The sequence below is a fragment of the Natronomonas halophila genome, assembly GCF_013391085.1.
Lineage (GTDB): Archaea > Halobacteriota > Halobacteria > Halobacteriales > Haloarculaceae > Natronomonas > Natronomonas halophila.
Window position 1 is genome coordinate 1,322,470 of sequence record NZ_CP058334.1, and the last position, 15,827, is coordinate 1,338,296.

Sequence of the window (15,827 nt, forward strand, 5' to 3'; positions counted from 1 at the left end):
TTGTCGTTAGTCAGCGCCGGCACATTCGCGCCAGCCGCAGTCCGCACAGTAGCGGTTACCAGCGATGAACGCGGTCGGTGCGCCACAGCGGAGACAGGCCGCGACTTCCGTCGAGACGGCCATCAGTCGTCCTCGGTCTTGATGTCCGCCGAGAGACCCTGTGCCATCTCGATATCCGAGGAGTTGTTCAGCGTCCACGCCGTCCGTTCGGTGACGGCCTCGATGACCTCACGCGCGGAGGGGTAGCCGTTACCGGACTTCTTGACGCCGCCGAACGGCAACTGGACCTCGGCACCGATACACGGCAGGTTTCCGTAGGCGAGGCCGAGTTCCGCGTGGTCGCGGTAGTAGTTGATCTGCCGGTAGTCCTCGCTGATGATGGAGCCGGCGAGGCCGTACAGCGTCGCGTTCTGGAGTTCGACGCCGCGCTCGATGTCGCCCTCGTACTCGATGAGGGCGACGTGGGGGCCGAAGACCTCCTCGTGGATGCAGCGGAGGTCCGGGTCGTACTCCGTCTCGTAGACGAACGGGCCGATCCAGTGGCCGTCCTCGTGGCCGTCGGGTATCTCGTCGGCGCCGAGGTCGGCGCGGTCGACGAGCACGTCGACGCCCTCCTCGCGGGCGAGGTCGTTGTATTTCTGGACCTTCTCGCGGTGTTCGGCCTCGATGAGCGGCCCCATGAAGGTGCCCTCGTCGAGGGGGTCGCCGACCGCGACCTTCTCGGCGGCGGCGACGAAGCGCTCCTTGAACTCGTCGTAGACGTCCGTGTGGACGATGAGCCGTTCGCTGGAGACACAGCGCTGGCCGGTCGTCTTGAAACTCGACAGGGTCGCGGCGGGCACCGCGAGGTCGAGGTCCGCCTCGTCGGTGACCAGCACGGCGTTCTTGCCGCCCATCTCGCAGGCCGCGAGTTTGCCGGGCGTGCCGCCGACCTCGTCGGCGATGCCGTGGCCGACTTCGGCGCTGCCCGTAAAGAGGACCGTCTCGACGTCGCTGTCGACGATGGCGGCGCCGGCGTCGCCGTAGCCCTGAACCATGTTGAAGACGCCCTCGGGAATCCCGGCGTCGACCATCAGTTCCGCGATGGCGTGGGCGCACTTGGGCGTCTGTTCGGCGGGCTTCCAGACGACGGTGTTGCCCTCGACCAGCGCGACGGCCATGTGCCAGAAGGGGATGGCGATGGGGAAGTTCCACGGCGTGATACAGCCGACGACGCCGCGGGGTTTGCGGCGCATGTAGGCGTCCTTGCTCGCGATTTCCGAGGGGACGACATCGCCGTGGGGGTGGCGGCCGTTGCCGGCGGCCCATTCGACCATGTGGGCGGCCTCGACGATGTCGGCGCGGCCCTCCGAAATCTCCTTGCCGCACTCGCGGGTGACGAGTTCGCCGAGTTCGTCGGTGCGGGCCTTCAGTTCCTCGTAGACGTCCCAGAGGTACTCGGCGCGGTTCGGGTAGGAGAGTTCGCGCCATTCCTCGAAGGCCTCCTCGGCAGCGTCGACCGCCGCGGCCACGTCGTCTTCGGTCCCTCGTGGGAACTCCCCGAGCGACTCGCCGGTCGCCGGGTTCGTACTCTCGAAGGTCTCCTCGCCGGATACCCACTCGCCGTCGATGTAGTGTGCGTGTTGCTCCATACGGTGACGTCGTCTCGGATGACCCAGTATCCCATCCCGCCCATGGACGGGTGGAACCAATCCGACCACAGTGCGCCGAAAAGCCTCGAAAGTAGCACCACCCTACCATGGTCGGGCCGATTTTGAACCATCGGCAACCTCATACTGGTTGATACCCTTTCCAATACGATGAGTAACGCACAGTCCGGGTCTGGAACACGGCTCACGCTCGATTTGTGGCATCCGAACTGTTGGGCCTGCGAGTCGACGTCGGAGGTACCGGGCGGTGTGCTGGCACACGCGATTTATAATACGCCGAAGGCGGACATCGAACGGGACTCCGTCAACGGCCTGTTTACGGCGTTTGCCGACAGCACCGAGGAAATCGAGGAGTTGCTGTCGACCATCGAATCCTCGCCACACAGCGGCGAGTTGCTCGAACTACAGGAGCGATTCGGCACCGGCCACGCGGCGCCGGGCAACGTCGTCCGGGAGTTCTTCCTCGAATACGACCCCGGCGACATGGTCTGTCCGGTGTTGCTCGAACACGGTTTCGTCCACAGCCAGCCGGTCCGCATCCAGAACGGCCGCGAGTACTGGCAGGTGAGTTTCGCCGGCGAGCGCGGCGACATCCAATCGGCCCTCGACGGCGTCCGCGAGGACGCGAGCGCTGAGGTCACCATCGAACGCATCGCCTCCGCGGGCGAGACCGGCAGTCGTGAGCGGAACCGCCGCCTCGACGCCCTGACGCCGACCCAGCGGAAGGTCTTCGACCTCGCACGCGAGATGGGCTACTACGAGTGGCCCCGTGGCTGTTCGACGCGCGACTTGGCGGACGAACTCGACGTCTCGAAGACGACGCTTCTGGAACACCTGCGAAAGGCCGAAGCGAAACTGCTGGACCCGTCTAGCGACCGATAACCGCACGCAGTGCGAACAGCGCGTTCGATTTTCGCTCCCGAATTCGCCGGTAGAAGTAGGAGAACCACTTGTTGCCGTAGGGGACGTACTGGTAGGTGGGAACGCCCTCGGCGGCGAGGTTCCGCTGGGCCCCCTCACGGACGCCCATCAGCATCTGGACCTCGTAGGGGGTGCCGTGTTCTTCGTGGAGGTCCGCAGCATAGTCGAGCATCGCGGGGTCGTGGCTGCCGACGGCGACGCCATCATCGAACTCCTCGAAGGCGTATTCCAGCAGGTCGCGGTAGGCAGCATCGACGTTCTCGCCGCCCTTGTGGGCGACCGATTTCGGCTCGTCGTAGGCGCCCTTGACGAGTCGCACTTTGCCGGGCAGGTTCGCGAGGCGCTCGATGTCCTCAGCGGTCCGCTTGAGGTTCGCCTGAATGCAGACCCCGACGTCGCCGTCGGTCGCCAGCGCGTGTTCCTCGAAGGCATCGAGGGTCACGTCCGTCGTCGTGTGGTCTTCCATGTCGATCCAGACGAAGCAGTCGTGTTCCTGTCCGACTTCGACGATGCTCGCGAGGTTCTCACGGAAGGCCTCGTCGCCGACGTCGAGACCGATTTGCGAGGGCTTGACGGAGACGCAGGCGTCGACGCCCGCCTCGTCGATATCGCGGATGAGGTCCATGTACGCGCGGGCGTCCGCGTCGGCCGGCGCGCGCTTGTCGTAGTGTTCGCCGAGTAGGTTGAGGATGGCCCGAACGCCGTCGTCGTTGCAGTCCCTGACGTGGTCGATAGCCGTCGCAGCATCTTCGCCCGCGACGAAGTTGCTAGCGATAGGTGGGAGCATACTCGTAGTCGGTTGGCCAGCGGCCTCAAGCCCGTCCCGACCATGGTCGGATGGCCAAAAGAGCGCCGGAAGTTCCGGAATCCGGCGGTTAGCCGCCGAGATACAGCTGTGAGACTTCCTCGTTGTCCAGCAGGTCGTCGGCGGTGCCCTCGAAGCGGACGGTCCCCTGGTCGAGGACGTAGCCGCGGTCGGAGATGCCGAGACCCTTGGTCGCGTTCTGTTCGACCATGAGGATTGCCGTGTCCATGTCGTTGACCGCCTGCACGTCCTCGAAAACCTCGTCGGCCGTGTTGGGCGCAAGCCCGGCCGACGGCTCGTCGATGAGCAGCACGTCGGGTTCCATCACGAGCGCGCGGGCGAAAGCCAGCACCTGTCGCTGGCCCCCCGAGAGGGTCCGCGCCTTCGCGCTCTTCTTCTCGCGGAGGATCTCGAAGCGGTCGTAAAGGTCTCTCATGACCGATTCGAGGCCGTCCTTCCGGGCGACGCCGCCCATGCGGAGGTTCTCGTCGATGGTCAGCGACCCGAACACGTTGTCGGTCTGGGGGACGTAGCCGATGCCCTCACGAACGATGTTTTCGGGCGCCATCCCGCTGATGTCGCGGCCGTGGTAGGTGACCGACCCCTCCCACGGCGTCAGCATGCCGAAGGCCGTCTTGAGGACAGTCGACTTGCCGGCGCCGTTCGGGCCGATGAGACAGACGATTTCGCCCGCATCGAGATGCAGGGTGAGGTCGTCGAGAACCTGTACCTCGCCGTAGCCGCCGTCGACGTCCGACAGCGACAGTACGTGGTCGGCGCTCACGTGCCACCTCCGAGGTACGCCTCGATGACACGGGGGTCGGACTGGACCCGCTGGGGCGGCCCCTCCATGAGGACGCTGCCCTGGTCGAGGACGACGACGGGGTCGGCCAGTTTCATGACGAACTCCATGTCGTGTTCGATGAGCAGGAAGGTCGTGCCCTGCTCGTTGAGGCGGCGAATCTGGTCGGCGAGTTTGTTCCGGAGCGTCGGGTTGACGCCGGCGACTGGTTCGTCGAGCAGGAGGATTTCCGGCTCGGCCAGCATGGCGCGGGCCAACTCGACCAGTTTCATCTGCCCGCCGGAGATGTCAGTGGCGGGCTGGGTCGCGAGGTGGTCGATTTCGAACTCCTCGAGGATGCGCTGGGCGTCTTCGAGGTTCTTCGATTCGTGTTCGCCGACGGCGCCGGGCGAGGTGAACAGTTTGATAAAGGACTCGCCGGGCTGGCTGCGCGGGCCGACGAGCATCGCCTCGCGGACGGTCATCCCTTCCAGTTTCCGCGGCGTCTGGAACGTGCGGATGAGGCCGTGGTCGGCCACCTGGTAGGGTTCGGCGCCGGTGACGTCGGTGCCGTTGACGGTGACGGTGCCGCCGTCCGGTTCGTAGAACCCCGAAATGAGGTTGAAGATGGTCGATTTGCCGGCGCCGTTCGGCCCGATGAGGCCGGTAATCGTCCCGCGTTCGACCGAGAAGGTGGCGTGGTCGGTCGCGACGAGGCCACCGAAGCGCTTCTGGAGGTCCTCGACGTGCAGGACGACGTTGTCGTATTCGGAATCAGTCGATTCGTCGGTGTCATCGAATTCGGACTCACTCATTGTCTTCACCTGCCTTCACGTCACGAACGCCGGAGTCGGGTCGTTCCGGCGCGGCGTCGTCGATGGAACTCGGCCAGATGAGTTCCCGCTGTGGCGGCAACACACCCTGCGGTCGGAACCGCATGACGAGGATGATGATGACGCCGATGAGCAACAGGCGCAGCGGCGCGACGTCGAACGGCAGCGGGACGTATCGCACCGGCGAGATGCCGACGGGAATCATGATTTCGTTGAGGAACCGCGTGCCCTCGCGGATGGCGACGACTATGATGCCGCCGAAGAGCGCGCCGCGGTTCGAGCCGCTGCCGCCGAGGATGACCGCGACCCAGACGTAGAACGTCGTAATCGGGTCGAGGTCGCCGGGGCTGACATAGAGGTTCAGATGCGCGTAGAAGACGCCCGCAAGCGCCATGATGAGGCTCCCGAGGACGAACGACTGCATCTTGAACGAGTAGGTGTTCTTCCCGAGCGCTCGCGCGAGGTCCTCGTCGGAGCGAATCGTCCGGAGGACGCGCCCCCACGGCGAGCGGTGAGCACGCTTGAGGACGGCGTAACTGCCGCCGGCAAGCGCCAACACGAGCGCGACGTTCAAAAGCGCGCGCCAGAACGAGGAATCGAGCACGATGGGCGACCCGGGGATGATGAGTATCTCCAGGCCGGGCATCGCGCTCGGGAACGTCGCCAGAAGCGGCCACCCTTCGAAGAAACTCGGGATGCCGCGAACCCCGGCGCTGCCGTTGGTCCATTCGCGCTCGTTGAGAACGACGAGGCGGACGACTTCGGCGAGGCCGAGCGAGGCAATCGCGAGATAATCCGCGCGGAGTCGCAGCGTCGGCACGCCGATGAGGACCGCCAGCACGGCCGCAAGAATCAACGCGACGACGAGGCCGAACACCGGCAGGTAATCGCCGGCAATCGGCGAGGTGTTCCCGCTCATGAGGGCCGCACCGTAGGCGCCGACGCCGAAGAAGGCGGCGACGCTGAAGTTGATGAGGCCGGTAAAGCCCCACTGGGAGTTCAGGCCGAAGGACAGCAGCGCGTACATCCCCGCGAGACCGACGACGTACAGGAAGTACGTCGGGCCGAGCCAGCCGGTCACGAGGCCGATGAAGAGGAGGAACGCGAACGCGCCGATGAGGACGGTGACGCCCTGTTCGGGTTTCGTGAGATTCCCCCAGAACTCGCCGGGGGCGGAACGGAGACTCATCTCAGGCCCCCTCCCCGTCGCCAGCGATACCGTTCGGACGCACGAGCAGGACGGCCACCATGATGACGAACGCGATGGCGTTGGCGTACTCGATGCCGATGGTGATGCCGACGCTGTCGGGAACGTACGGGACGTACGACCCGAAGTCGGTGAGAAGCCGGATATCGGAGAGGATCGGTGTCAGTTGGTTTATCATGCCGATGAGGAAGCCGCCGAGGACGGCCCCGTAGACCGATCCGATACCGCCGAGGATGACCGCCGCGAAGATGATGAGCAAGAGGTTAAAGCCCATCCGGGGAGCCAGCTGGTTGAAGAGGCCGAGGAAGACGCCGCCGGCACCGGCGAGGCCGGCGCCGATGACCCACGCGACGAGTTTGACGCGGTCGGTTCGGATGCCGCTGACCCGCGCGAGGTCGGGGTTGTCGGCCATCGCACGCATCTTCCGGCCGAGGTCGGTATGCTGCAACAGCAGGTGCAGGCCGACGACGAGCACGGCCGCCGTAATCACGATTGCGACGTCGTGTTCGGTGATGCGGATGCCGTAGGGAATGAGCCACTCGATGGGGCGTAGCGTCGGGAGGTCGTACCGCGTGAAGTCGGCGCCGAAGCCCATCTGGATGATGGCCCGATAGACGAAGGCGACGCCGATGGAGGTGATGAGCATCCCGATAGAGCCCACGTCGAGCGGTTCGTAGATGATTCGGTCCGTAATCACCGCAACGACGACGGCGACGACCATCCCGACCAGCAGCGCGATGAAAAAGCCGAGCGGGAGGCTCAGGATGCCGCCGGTGATGCCGCCGATGGCGCCGAAGGTGACGAAGGCCCCGTAGGCGCCGACGGTCATCGTGTCCCCGTGGGCGAAGTTGGCGAAATCCGCGATGCTGTAAATCAACGAGAGGCCGATACTCCCGAGGACGATGATGCTGCTGAACACCAGGCCGTTCGCCAGATATTCGAGAAGGGCCATTGGTGGATTACGACTCGATGAAGCCGGTGCCGACGTAGTCGTGGTCTTCCACAGTCAGGATTTGCAGGTAGCCGACGGGGTCGCCGTCCTCGTTGAAGTCGATGGGACCGCTAACACCCTGATAGTCGACGTCGCTCGGGGTGCCGCCGTCGGCGAGAATCTGGCTTGCGGCCTCGAAGGAGGTCACTTTCTCGCCCTCGGGACGGGAGACCTCCCGGACGGTCTCCTGCAGCGCGGCGCCGGAGAACTCGTCGGCGGCCTGAATCGCCAGCGCCGCGTTGACGACGCAGTCGTAGGCGTAGGCGGCCCACGCGGTCGGCTGCTGGTCGTATTCCGCCTCGAAGGCGCTGGCGAACTCCTGGTAGTTCTCCTGGTCGACGGGCGCGGAGGGGACGACGATTTTCATGCCGTCCATGCTGCCTTCGGGGGTGTTCTCGAGGACGTTGTCGCCGGAGACGGAGTCGGCGCCGTAAAACTGGGCCTCGTAGCCGCTGGAGTAGGCCTCGTTGACCATCGTCGCGAACTCCGCCTGATAGGTGATGAACAGCCACGCCTCGGCCCCGGAGTCGTTCATCTCGGAGATGACGCTGGAGTAGGACTGCTGTTCCTGGTCGTGCGGGGAGTTGTAGACGACGTCGCCCTCGTAGGCATCGACGAAGGCGTCGGTGAGGCTCTGGCCGTAGTCGTTGTTGACGTAGGTGACCGCGATCTCGTCGTAGCCGTCCTCCGCGATGATGTTCGAGAGCGCGAGCGACTGGGTGCGACCGGTCGGTGACATCCGAAGCAGGCCGGGGAACTCCGTCAGATTGAGCCCCGTAGAGTTCTGGCTCAACTGGACGACGTCGGTGCTCTCGATGACGCTCTCGTAAATCGCCAAGGAGACGCCGGACCCGACCGCGCCGATGAGGAACGGCACGTCGTCCTGATTGACGAGTTTCTGGGCGGCCGAAACCCCGCCCTGACTCTCGGATTCGTCGTCCTCGACGGTAATCGCCAGTTCGCGGCCGTCGATGGTGACGTCGTTGACGCGGCCGAGCGCGAGGTCCTTCCCCCGCTGGTTCCGTTCGCCGAAGGCCGACAGCGACCCGGTCAGCGAATCGACCATCCCGATGGTGTAGGGGCCCGTCCCGTCACCGTTGCCGTTTCCGTTGCCGTTGCCCGTCTGACTGATACAGCCAGCCAGCGCCGCGAGGCCGGCCGCACCGGACGCCTTCAACAAGGTCCGTCGGTTCGTACTGCTAGTGGTATCCTCACTCATGGTGTATCTACGAGTACAGTAGGACAACAAGCAGGGTCAATCCGCACCCTCCCATGGTCGGGGTGGGCCGTAAATCAGGGGAAACCGCCCGCAAACGGCCGATTGCGGCAGGTCACCCATAGCGCAGAACCGCGACCCGGGTCGCGGGCAGTCCGAGAACGGTTACTGTGTGGCGTCCAGTCCCGAGACGGCCGCCCGAATCGCGTCGTCGGAGGCGTCGACCATCCCGATGAAACTCGCGAAGCCGTGAATCATCGACTCGTAGTGGGCGTGGAAGACGTCGACGCCGTCGGCTTCGAGCGCCTCGGCGTACTCGATACCCTCATCGCGCAGCGGGTCGAACCCGGCGGTCACGACCGTCGCCGATGGCAGCCCCGAGAGGTCGTCGGCCAAAAGCGGCGCGAGGTACTCGTTGCGGTAGTGGACCGCCGACTGGACGTACTGGTCGTGGAACCACTCCATCGTATCGCGTTCGAGGAAGTACCCCTCGGCGTTCTCCTCGCGACTCGGATACTCCTCGAAGGGCGACCCACAGACCGGATAGAAGAGCACCTGATGGGCGATGTCCGGACCTGTCTCCTCGCTCGTGACGTTTCGCTCGACGTCGCGGGCCATCAGCGAGACGCCCGTCGAGAGGTTCGCGCCCGCGCTGTCGCCGCCGACCGCGACCGTCCCGTTGCCGTTGGCGATATCGGGGTTTTCCGTTATCCATTCGGTCACCGCGTAGGCGTCCTCCAGCGCCGCCGGGAACGGGTGTTCCGGCGCCAGCCGGTAATCCACCGAAATCACGTTCCAGCCGCTCTCGTCGGCCAGTTTCTGACAGATGTTGTCGTGGGTGTCCAGTCCGCCGACGACGAACCCGCCACCGTGGAAGTAGACCACCACCGGCCGTTCGCCCTCGCCCGCGAGATAGACGCGCGCGTCCAACTCGCCGTCGGCGCCCGGCACCCGCGTATCGAACTCGTCGTAAACCTCGTGGGAGGGCGTGAACGCCGATACCGCGTCGAACTGCTGGCGTGCCATCTCGACGCCGACCTCTTCGAAGTTCGGCGTGTCAGAGACCATATCCAGAATCGGCTTCAACTGCTGGTGTGGCTCGTCTGCTTCGTTTGCCATGGTTTCGCGTGCTCGTGGAGCCACTTGAGCGTACTCCCATCCGCAGAAACGTCTTTTAATAAGCGCAGGTCAAACCGGCCGAGGGCTTCGAAGGTCGTGGCCCCGTTCGAGGACGAAATTCGAAGAGAGAATCGCCGAATGCCCGGTCAGAAAACTTCGTCGGCGATAAAGCGGTCGTCGTCGGTGTGGCCGCGGACGGTGACTTCCTGCCCGAGGTGGACATCGGCGTCGGTTTCGACGTGGACCGTCTCCTCGCCGGTGTCCAGAATCACGGGGTCACCGGGCTGGACGACGGTGCCGGTGACGGTCTCCTCCTCGACCTCGGTCGCGCCGCCGCTCTCGCCGTCGCTGCCGCTGGAACTCGACCCGCCATCCGAACCCGAAGAGGGCGAGGAGCCGTCGGCGAACTGGTCGAGGCCCGCCGAATCGCCGCCGCGGTCCGGTTCGGCGCCGTCGATGACCGTCACCGTCGAACGCCAGCCGGCGGAGGCTTCGAGGTCGTCCTGCCAGCCCTCCTGAATCTCGACGTCGGCACAGAACACCTCGTCGCCGGGACCGAGGTCGATATCGGCCTTGTCGCCCCACAGCGCGACGCGGATGTCGCCGGTCTGGTCCTGCACGCGGATGTTACGGACCTGCCCCTCCGAGCCGTCGTCGCGGTCGAAGGTGCGCTTGGGGTCCGCCGAACGGACGACCCCCGCGATGTCCGCCTCCTCGTCCAGTTCCAGCGAGCCGATATCGGTAGCGTCGGGGACGAACTCGACGGCCTCGTCGAGTTCGTCGATTTCGCTGCGCTCGCCGACGTGGAGTTCGAGGTTGCCGTCCCGCTCGCGGACGTAGCCGTCGATAATCTCGATGCTCTGTCCGGCATCGAGTTCGTTCGCGAGGTCGGCCTTGTCGTCCCAGAGGGTGACGCGCACGCGGCCGGTCTCGTCGCCCAGCGTGACGTTCGAGACGCGGCCCTCGCTGCCGTCGTCGCGGTCGAAAGTTCGGATGGAATCGGAATCGAGGACGACGCCGCGGAGATTCACGTCGGACTGGCCGAGGGTCAACGAGTCGATGGTCGACTCGCCGTCGAGGTCGATATCGATGTCGGCCTCCTCGTCCGGTTCGACGCGGTCGGCGTTGACCTCGACGCCGTTGTAGCCGTCCTTGGGGCGGCCCTTGATTCGCATGACTTGCCCGCGTTCGAGTTCTTCCTTGGCGGCGACGGCGTCGTCGTCCCACAGCGCGGCCCGGATGGTGCCGGATTCGTCGGCGAGTTCGAGGTTCAGAACGTGGCCGTCCTCGTCGTCACCGTCGCGTTCGAACGTTTTCAGTTCGCCGACGCTGACGATTTTGCCGAGGAACTTCACCTCCTCGAGGCCGGCTTCGATGTCCGCGATGGTGTCGACCTCGCCGCCGTCGAGGTCGTGTGCGATGAGCATCGCGGCGGTTTCCTCGTCCGCCAGTCCCCCCATCTGTTCGACCTTCGCCTCGACGGCCTCGCGGAACTCCTCCTCGGAGACGTCGGCCTCTAGGTCCGCATAGATGTCCTCGATAGCGCCCATTGCTACGGAAGGCAAGCACGGGCTCCCGAAAAGCGTTGTCGTTGTCGGTGCGACAGGGTGGGTTCGATAGTCGGCATACGCTCGTTGGTCGCGCTATCGGTCAAAAACCCTCGGGCGACTATCGACCGCTGATGGACCAGCTGCCGTCCTCGAACTCCGCGATGGCGTCGAACAGCGAGGTCAGCGTTGCCACGGCCTGGTCGTCGTGGGCGCCGGGGTCCATGTGGTAGTAGGCCGTCGCACCGACCGTCTGGACGCGGTTGGCGAGCACGTGGAGAAAGCGGAAGGCCCGCTGGAGGTCGACGTACTGCAGCAGAACCGTCAGCGAATCGAAGGTCAACACGGTCTGGTCGGTTCCCTCGTCGGCGAGATACTCGCTTATCGTAATCCCCAGCCCCGTCAGGTCGGTCGGGCTCTTGAGGCAGGCGACCGTGTTCGGCCCCCGATGGGCCGTCCGGGGCGAGTCCCCGGAGACCGACCGCGTCGTCTCGTCGACGCTGACGATGGTACATCGTTTCGGCCGTGCGCCCATCCGTCGGTCCCACTCGTCGAGCCACTGGTCCGGCGACTGCCGGTAGTCGATAGCCAGTACGTCGAGCGATTCAGGCGGCCCCGGTAGTAGCGTCTGGTAATACGACGCCCGTGCGTCCCCGTCCATCGTCGACGAGAGGACGAGCACGTTCGATGCCCCGTCAAGGCCGGTCTCTCCCCCCGAATCGACCGGTTCACTCACTGCATCCCCCCTAGCCATGGCCTTATTTGACGTGACTACATTTATAAATATATTGGCTTTAATGGCAGCCCCCAGATACGTTTCGGCGGGCCGTTCGAACGTATCCCCCGGCGGTCGAATCGTAACCCCTATACGTCAATCCGGGTTAGGGATGAATGAGTCCGGATAGGGTAGTGGACTATCCTCTTGGCTTGCGGAGCCAGGGACCGGAGTTCAAATCTCCGTCCGGACGTATGACGGCTTCGCCGTCCCGCGGTTTTCGGCTGTGACAAGACAAACAGAACGTCATGTCGCAAGCCAAGCACCAATACGAATACTCTCGAATAGACCGCCGTCTGGCGATTTCTAATTCCTGTCAGACCAAGCAAAAGCACCAGCGCCGTGTGCCGATTCCCGAACGGAAGCCAAGGAACAGGGTTCTCGCATGAGTCTCGATGGAGGCGAAATGGAGGGTATCATCCTCCTTCCCGAACCCTCGCGCGCGGTCCTTAGCGAACGCCAGCAAACCGACTACATCGACCATCGGGAAACGCTGATTGAGTGGTTACTGGTATTCGGTAAGAACCCCGACAAAGCAGAGGGGTACGCACGCGCGACCACCAAGAACACCGCAGAGCGGCTTGACGCGTTCTACAGGTGGGTGTGGGCCGAATATGATGGCTACACGACCAGCATATCCCACGACCACGCGAACGCCTACATGAAAGAAATCGCACGCCGTGACGAGGGCAACTACTCACGGAACAACACACAGAGTTCCCTCAAGCGACTGTTCAAATGGCACAAGCACGAGCGCGGTGGGGAACTGTGGGAGCCTGAAATCGTCTTCTCGGAGCCATCTGGGACGGGAGAGCCACGCGATTACCTGACGCGTGAGGAGCGCGGTCAGATACGTGAGGCGGCTCTTGAATACGGCTCAATCCCGTCCTACAACAATCTCTCGACCAAGGAGCGAGACAAATGGAAAGCCTACCTTGCACAGCGATTCAGCAAGCACAAAAAGAACGTAACGCCCGATGATTGGGACCGAGCGAACAGTTGGAAATTCCCGAGCTTGGTATGGGCAAGTCTCGATGCCGGTCTACGACCAATCGAGGTCGAGCGTGCCCGGACAACATGGGTAGACGTTGATAATGCCCTGCTTCGGATTCCTCGGGGTGAGAGTTCGAAGAATGACGGGAACTGGACAGTCAGTCTTCAAGACCGCACAGCGAAGGCTCTGGAACGGTGGTTGACCGAGCGCAAGCAGTACGACCTCTACCAAGGTACAGACCGGCTGTGGCTTACCCGGTTCGGGAACCCCTATCAGACGAATTCGCTTCGTCAAGTCCTAAACCGTCTGTTCGAGAGCGCGGGTATCCCGACAGAAAACCGGAAGGTATCGTGGTACATGATTCGGCACTCCGTGGGGACATACATGGCCCGTGAAGAAGGCTTGGCAGCGGCCCGAGCACAGTTACGCCACAAGTCGGTTCGTACGACTGCGCGCTACGACAACGCCCCACCAGAGGACAGGAGGGATGCTTTAGACCGAATGGGCTGAAAATAGCCTAACAAAACGTAAAGCGCCCAACACGCTGAATTAGAGTCGAGCGTTCCGATACATCGAGGGGTATTTTGTCTTATACATAATCATGCATACTCATCCATACGACCCGTTCCATCATCCTCGACGCGTGAGATTTTGGACTCTAACTCGGATTTTAGACGAAGTCTGATGGACTAACCCCCGGGGTTGAAGCGCGGAAATAACCTCCAAATTTCGAAAGAATCACGCCTTCTACTGGCGGTTATCGGCACTCTTATGGTTCTGGACCTTGTTTATAGAGTGAAGGCAGATTCTCGCGGGACTCCCTTTCGAGCAGTCGTGGCTATCGCGTTATTCTCGGAGTGATTCGCCACATCGAGGGGGATGATACCACGGAGAATTCTTCATTTAGCTCAGATTATGACGACAGACTCAATCTCAAATAGCGACGGCTACAGCGAATCGACGGACAACTCCCATCAAGTGACCACCGATGAAGCCCGCGACCGGCTCGAAGGTGCCATATTCTCAGCGCTCGAATCCGGAGAAAACACCCTCATCAAGGCCCCGACCTCCCTCGGGAAATCGTATCAAATCGCGACGACTCCATGGCGCGAATACCCGGAGGTCACAGGTGGCGACCTCGTCATTCACATTCACCAAACTCGGGATGCACGGGACGAAGCTGTGGCGGAAAGCAAGGCCGCTGATGGTGTCTCATGTCGTGTTTACGAAGGCCGAGAGGATACCTGTCCAACTGCTGCCGGCAAGTACGATGATGCCCTCACAGCGCCACACGGCTACTCTCCGTCTGAGTGGTTCGAGTGGATGTGTGACGTGCGGAAAAACGGCTTCTACTCTGCTCACCTCGAACTGGAGAAATACTGTGATACGCCATGTACGGAGAACGGAGACTGTCCAGCCCTCAAGCAGTGGTGGCAAACGCTTCGAGACGACGACGGTAATCCAACGGTCGATGTGGTTCACACGACCGCGAACTTTGCTCACGTAGAAGCCCTCACCGAGGACGCAAACTTGGTGTTCGATGAACGCCCTGATTACGCGCTAAACCTGAAGGATTCGGAACGCCAACAGGTCCGGGATTCAGTCTCGAACCTCCTTGAGTATCGCTCAAATGGCGAGTATGCTATCGCAGACCTAACGACCGCTAACCGCCACGGAAACACCGAAAGAATCCGAGAGCTACGGACCTTGCTCGACGAGGATGTAAGCCGGGACTGGTATTTCCGCCGGGAGGAAACGCATCGTCTCGCCTCAGAAATCGGATTGGCGATACTCAACGCAGAGGAAATCATCGAAAACCGATGGGCGGGTGAAGACGTGAACCTGTCAGGCCGAAGAATGGGCCAGTATCAAGGTGTCAAAGTCGTGCTAAACAGCAAGGGAAAGCTTCGACACATCCAGTATAACCCTTCTCTCTCCGACGCACGGTGTATCATCGGACTTGATGCGTTCCCCTCCGAGTATCGCTGGCAACTCAACACCATGGACGACCTTACGTGTGAGAACGTCTTGCCACCGGCAGACCGGCGTCGATGGCGTCAGGAAGAACGCGGGCTAACGGTCGTTCAAGTCGGAGATAAGACCCGTTCGTACACGTCCGGGTGGGACGGAGCAGGGGACGAACGTGCAGAAGGACTTATTCGCGCGCTCAGGCGGAAACATGGTGATGAGTTCCGGACGTGCATCACTGCGGGGAGCATCGAGGACGATGTACGCCGATTCATGCAGGAGGCAGGTATCAAGTCTCCACCACCGCTTGATGGAAAGAGCGTAGAGCCAACCATGCACTACGGCGGGCAGAACAGTCGGAACGACTTCGAACGCGAAGTGTTGGGGTTGCTCATTGGGTGCATCGACCCCGGCGACAAGAACATTCTCGACTTGCTGGCTCTCGGTGGCCGGTCTGCATGGCCGGAGATGACGACTACGGAAGATGGGGAGAGAACTCGAAAGACAGGCCGTTCATTCGAGGGTCCAGATACGGGTACTGCGCGGGAGATTCTGGTATCTGTTCGTGAGGCGAATATCGCTCAAGGGGCAGGACGGTATGCTCGCAATCCTGACTCGTCGGATTCTTCGGCACTGGTGTACGTCTGGTCCGATGTTTGCCCGTCGTCGTTGACGGATGAGATTCTCGGGGTTAGCTATCATTCAATCTCAGGCAAGCGAAAGTCCGTGATGCAGTTGCTTCAGGAGGGCTATCGAACGCGGCGTGAAATTGAGGAGGCGTCTGGTGCGGATAAGTCCTACATCCATGAGTGCCTGAATTCGTTTCGTGAGGAAGGGCTTGCTGAGGAGAGTGAGGGGACCGAGAAATATGGTGCAAGTGGGTGGAGTTGGGTAGGGCCAAGATGTGGGAGTGAACCATCAGATACGCTCGTTGAACTGGATTCCTGAAATCGTTGGGTGTTACACTTAGGGTACTTATGTGGAAGACCCAACGGTCTTACCGACTGCTCCAATTCATCGA

At 62.6% G+C, this 15,827-nt stretch carries 13 protein-coding genes and 1 tRNA gene; 4 read left to right on the forward strand and 10 right to left on the reverse strand.

Annotation, left to right across the window (positions count from 1 at the left end; genetic code table 11):
- Positions 1–122 precede the first annotated feature (122 nt).
- Complete coding sequence (locus HWV23_RS07265; RefSeq protein WP_178289753.1) at positions 123–1,631, reverse strand: aldehyde dehydrogenase family protein; 1,509 nt, start codon at positions 1,629–1,631, stop codon at positions 123–125.
- Positions 1,632–1,799: 168 nt separating this feature from the next.
- Between HWV23_RS07265 and HWV23_RS07270 the strand changes: the two genes are divergently transcribed.
- A complete protein-coding gene (locus HWV23_RS07270) occupies positions 1,800–2,531 on the forward strand; it encodes a helix-turn-helix domain-containing protein (RefSeq protein ID WP_178289754.1) in 732 nt (243 codons plus the stop codon).
- Here the strand turns inward: HWV23_RS07270 and HWV23_RS07275 are convergent.
- The 9 genes from HWV23_RS07275 to HWV23_RS07315 form a co-directional block, all read right to left on the reverse strand.
- Positions 2,518–3,357: a proline dehydrogenase family protein gene (locus HWV23_RS07275; protein WP_178289755.1), complete on the reverse strand. Its 840-nt coding sequence runs from the start codon at positions 3,355–3,357 to the stop codon at positions 2,518–2,520. The two genes, HWV23_RS07270 and HWV23_RS07275, sit on opposite strands and share 14 nt — an antisense overlap.
- 88 nt (positions 3,358–3,445) lie before the next feature.
- Entirely contained in the window at positions 3,446–4,159 is a 714-nt protein-coding gene (locus HWV23_RS07280; protein WP_178289756.1) for an ABC transporter ATP-binding protein, read from the reverse strand.
- Entirely contained in the window at positions 4,156–4,971 is an 816-nt protein-coding gene (locus HWV23_RS07285; RefSeq protein ID WP_178289757.1) for an ABC transporter ATP-binding protein, read from the reverse strand. The genes HWV23_RS07280 and HWV23_RS07285 overlap by 4 nt, the downstream gene beginning before the upstream one ends.
- Complete coding sequence (locus HWV23_RS07290; RefSeq protein WP_178289758.1) at positions 4,964–6,178, reverse strand: branched-chain amino acid ABC transporter permease; 1,215 nt, start codon at positions 6,176–6,178, stop codon at positions 4,964–4,966. Before HWV23_RS07290 ends, HWV23_RS07285 begins: the two co-directional genes overlap by 8 nt.
- Position 6,179: 1 nt before the next feature.
- Positions 6,180–7,148: a branched-chain amino acid ABC transporter permease gene (locus tag HWV23_RS07295; RefSeq protein ID WP_178289759.1), complete on the reverse strand. Its 969-nt coding sequence runs from the start codon at positions 7,146–7,148 to the stop codon at positions 6,180–6,182.
- Positions 7,149–7,155: 7 nt separating this feature from the next.
- Complete coding sequence (locus HWV23_RS07300; protein ID WP_178289760.1) at positions 7,156–8,406, reverse strand: ABC transporter substrate-binding protein; 1,251 nt, start codon at positions 8,404–8,406, stop codon at positions 7,156–7,158.
- 162 nt (positions 8,407–8,568) lie between these two features.
- Positions 8,569–9,522: an alpha/beta hydrolase gene (locus HWV23_RS07305; RefSeq protein WP_178289761.1), complete on the reverse strand. Its 954-nt coding sequence runs from the start codon at positions 9,520–9,522 to the stop codon at positions 8,569–8,571.
- A gap of 146 nt (positions 9,523–9,668) precedes the next feature.
- Positions 9,669–11,072: a single-stranded DNA binding protein gene (locus HWV23_RS07310; RefSeq protein ID WP_178289762.1), complete on the reverse strand. Its 1,404-nt coding sequence runs from the start codon at positions 11,070–11,072 to the stop codon at positions 9,669–9,671.
- A 118-nt stretch (positions 11,073–11,190) separates the two neighbouring features.
- Entirely contained in the window at positions 11,191–11,823 is a 633-nt protein-coding gene (locus HWV23_RS07315) for a DUF7504 family protein (RefSeq protein ID WP_178289763.1), read from the reverse strand.
- Between the two features lie 141 nt (positions 11,824–11,964).
- Between HWV23_RS07315 and HWV23_RS07320 the strand changes: the two genes are divergently transcribed.
- The 3 genes from HWV23_RS07320 (at position 11,965) to HWV23_RS07330 (ending at position 15,754) form a co-directional block, all read left to right on the forward strand.
- Positions 11,965–12,037: transfer RNA gene (locus HWV23_RS07320), tRNA-Arg, on the forward strand.
- Positions 12,038–12,229: 192 nt separating this feature from the next.
- A complete protein-coding gene (locus HWV23_RS07325; protein WP_178289764.1) occupies positions 12,230–13,348 on the forward strand; it encodes a tyrosine-type recombinase/integrase in 1,119 nt (372 codons plus the stop codon).
- A 405-nt stretch (positions 13,349–13,753) separates the two neighbouring features.
- A complete protein-coding gene (locus tag HWV23_RS07330) occupies positions 13,754–15,754 on the forward strand; it encodes a hypothetical protein (RefSeq protein ID WP_178289765.1) in 2,001 nt (666 codons plus the stop codon).
- Positions 15,755–15,827: the final 73 nt, after the last annotated feature.

What these genes read in the sequence shown, in the direction of transcription:
- HWV23_RS07265 (WP_178289753.1), bottom strand. Translation starts at nt 1,631, where the DNA reads ATGGAGCAACACGCACACTACATCGACGGCGAGTGGGTATCCGGCGAG.
- HWV23_RS07270 (WP_178289754.1), top strand. Translation starts at nt 1,800, where the DNA reads ATGAGTAACGCACAGTCCGGGTCTGGAACACGGCTCACGCTCGATTTG.
- HWV23_RS07275 (WP_178289755.1), bottom strand. Translation starts at nt 3,357, where the DNA reads ATGCTCCCACCTATCGCTAGCAACTTCGTCGCGGGCGAAGATGCTGCG.
- HWV23_RS07285 (WP_178289757.1), bottom strand. Translation starts at nt 4,971, where the DNA reads ATGAGTGAGTCCGAATTCGATGACACCGACGAATCGACTGATTCCGAA.
- HWV23_RS07290 (WP_178289758.1), bottom strand. Translation starts at nt 6,178, where the DNA reads ATGAGTCTCCGTTCCGCCCCCGGCGAGTTCTGGGGGAATCTCACGAAA.
- HWV23_RS07295 (WP_178289759.1), bottom strand. Translation starts at nt 7,148, where the DNA reads ATGGCCCTTCTCGAATATCTGGCGAACGGCCTGGTGTTCAGCAGCATC.
- HWV23_RS07300 (WP_178289760.1), bottom strand. Translation starts at nt 8,406, where the DNA reads ATGAGTGAGGATACCACTAGCAGTACGAACCGACGGACCTTGTTGAAG.
- HWV23_RS07305 (WP_178289761.1), bottom strand. Translation starts at nt 9,522, where the DNA reads ATGGCAAACGAAGCAGACGAGCCACACCAGCAGTTGAAGCCGATTCTG.
- HWV23_RS07310 (WP_178289762.1), bottom strand. Translation starts at nt 11,072, where the DNA reads ATGGGCGCTATCGAGGACATCTATGCGGACCTAGAGGCCGACGTCTCC.
- HWV23_RS07315 (WP_178289763.1), bottom strand. Translation starts at nt 11,823, where the DNA reads ATGGCTAGGGGGGATGCAGTGAGTGAACCGGTCGATTCGGGGGGAGAG.
- HWV23_RS07325 (WP_178289764.1), top strand. Translation starts at nt 12,230, where the DNA reads ATGAGTCTCGATGGAGGCGAAATGGAGGGTATCATCCTCCTTCCCGAA.
- HWV23_RS07330 (WP_178289765.1), top strand. Translation starts at nt 13,754, where the DNA reads ATGACGACAGACTCAATCTCAAATAGCGACGGCTACAGCGAATCGACG.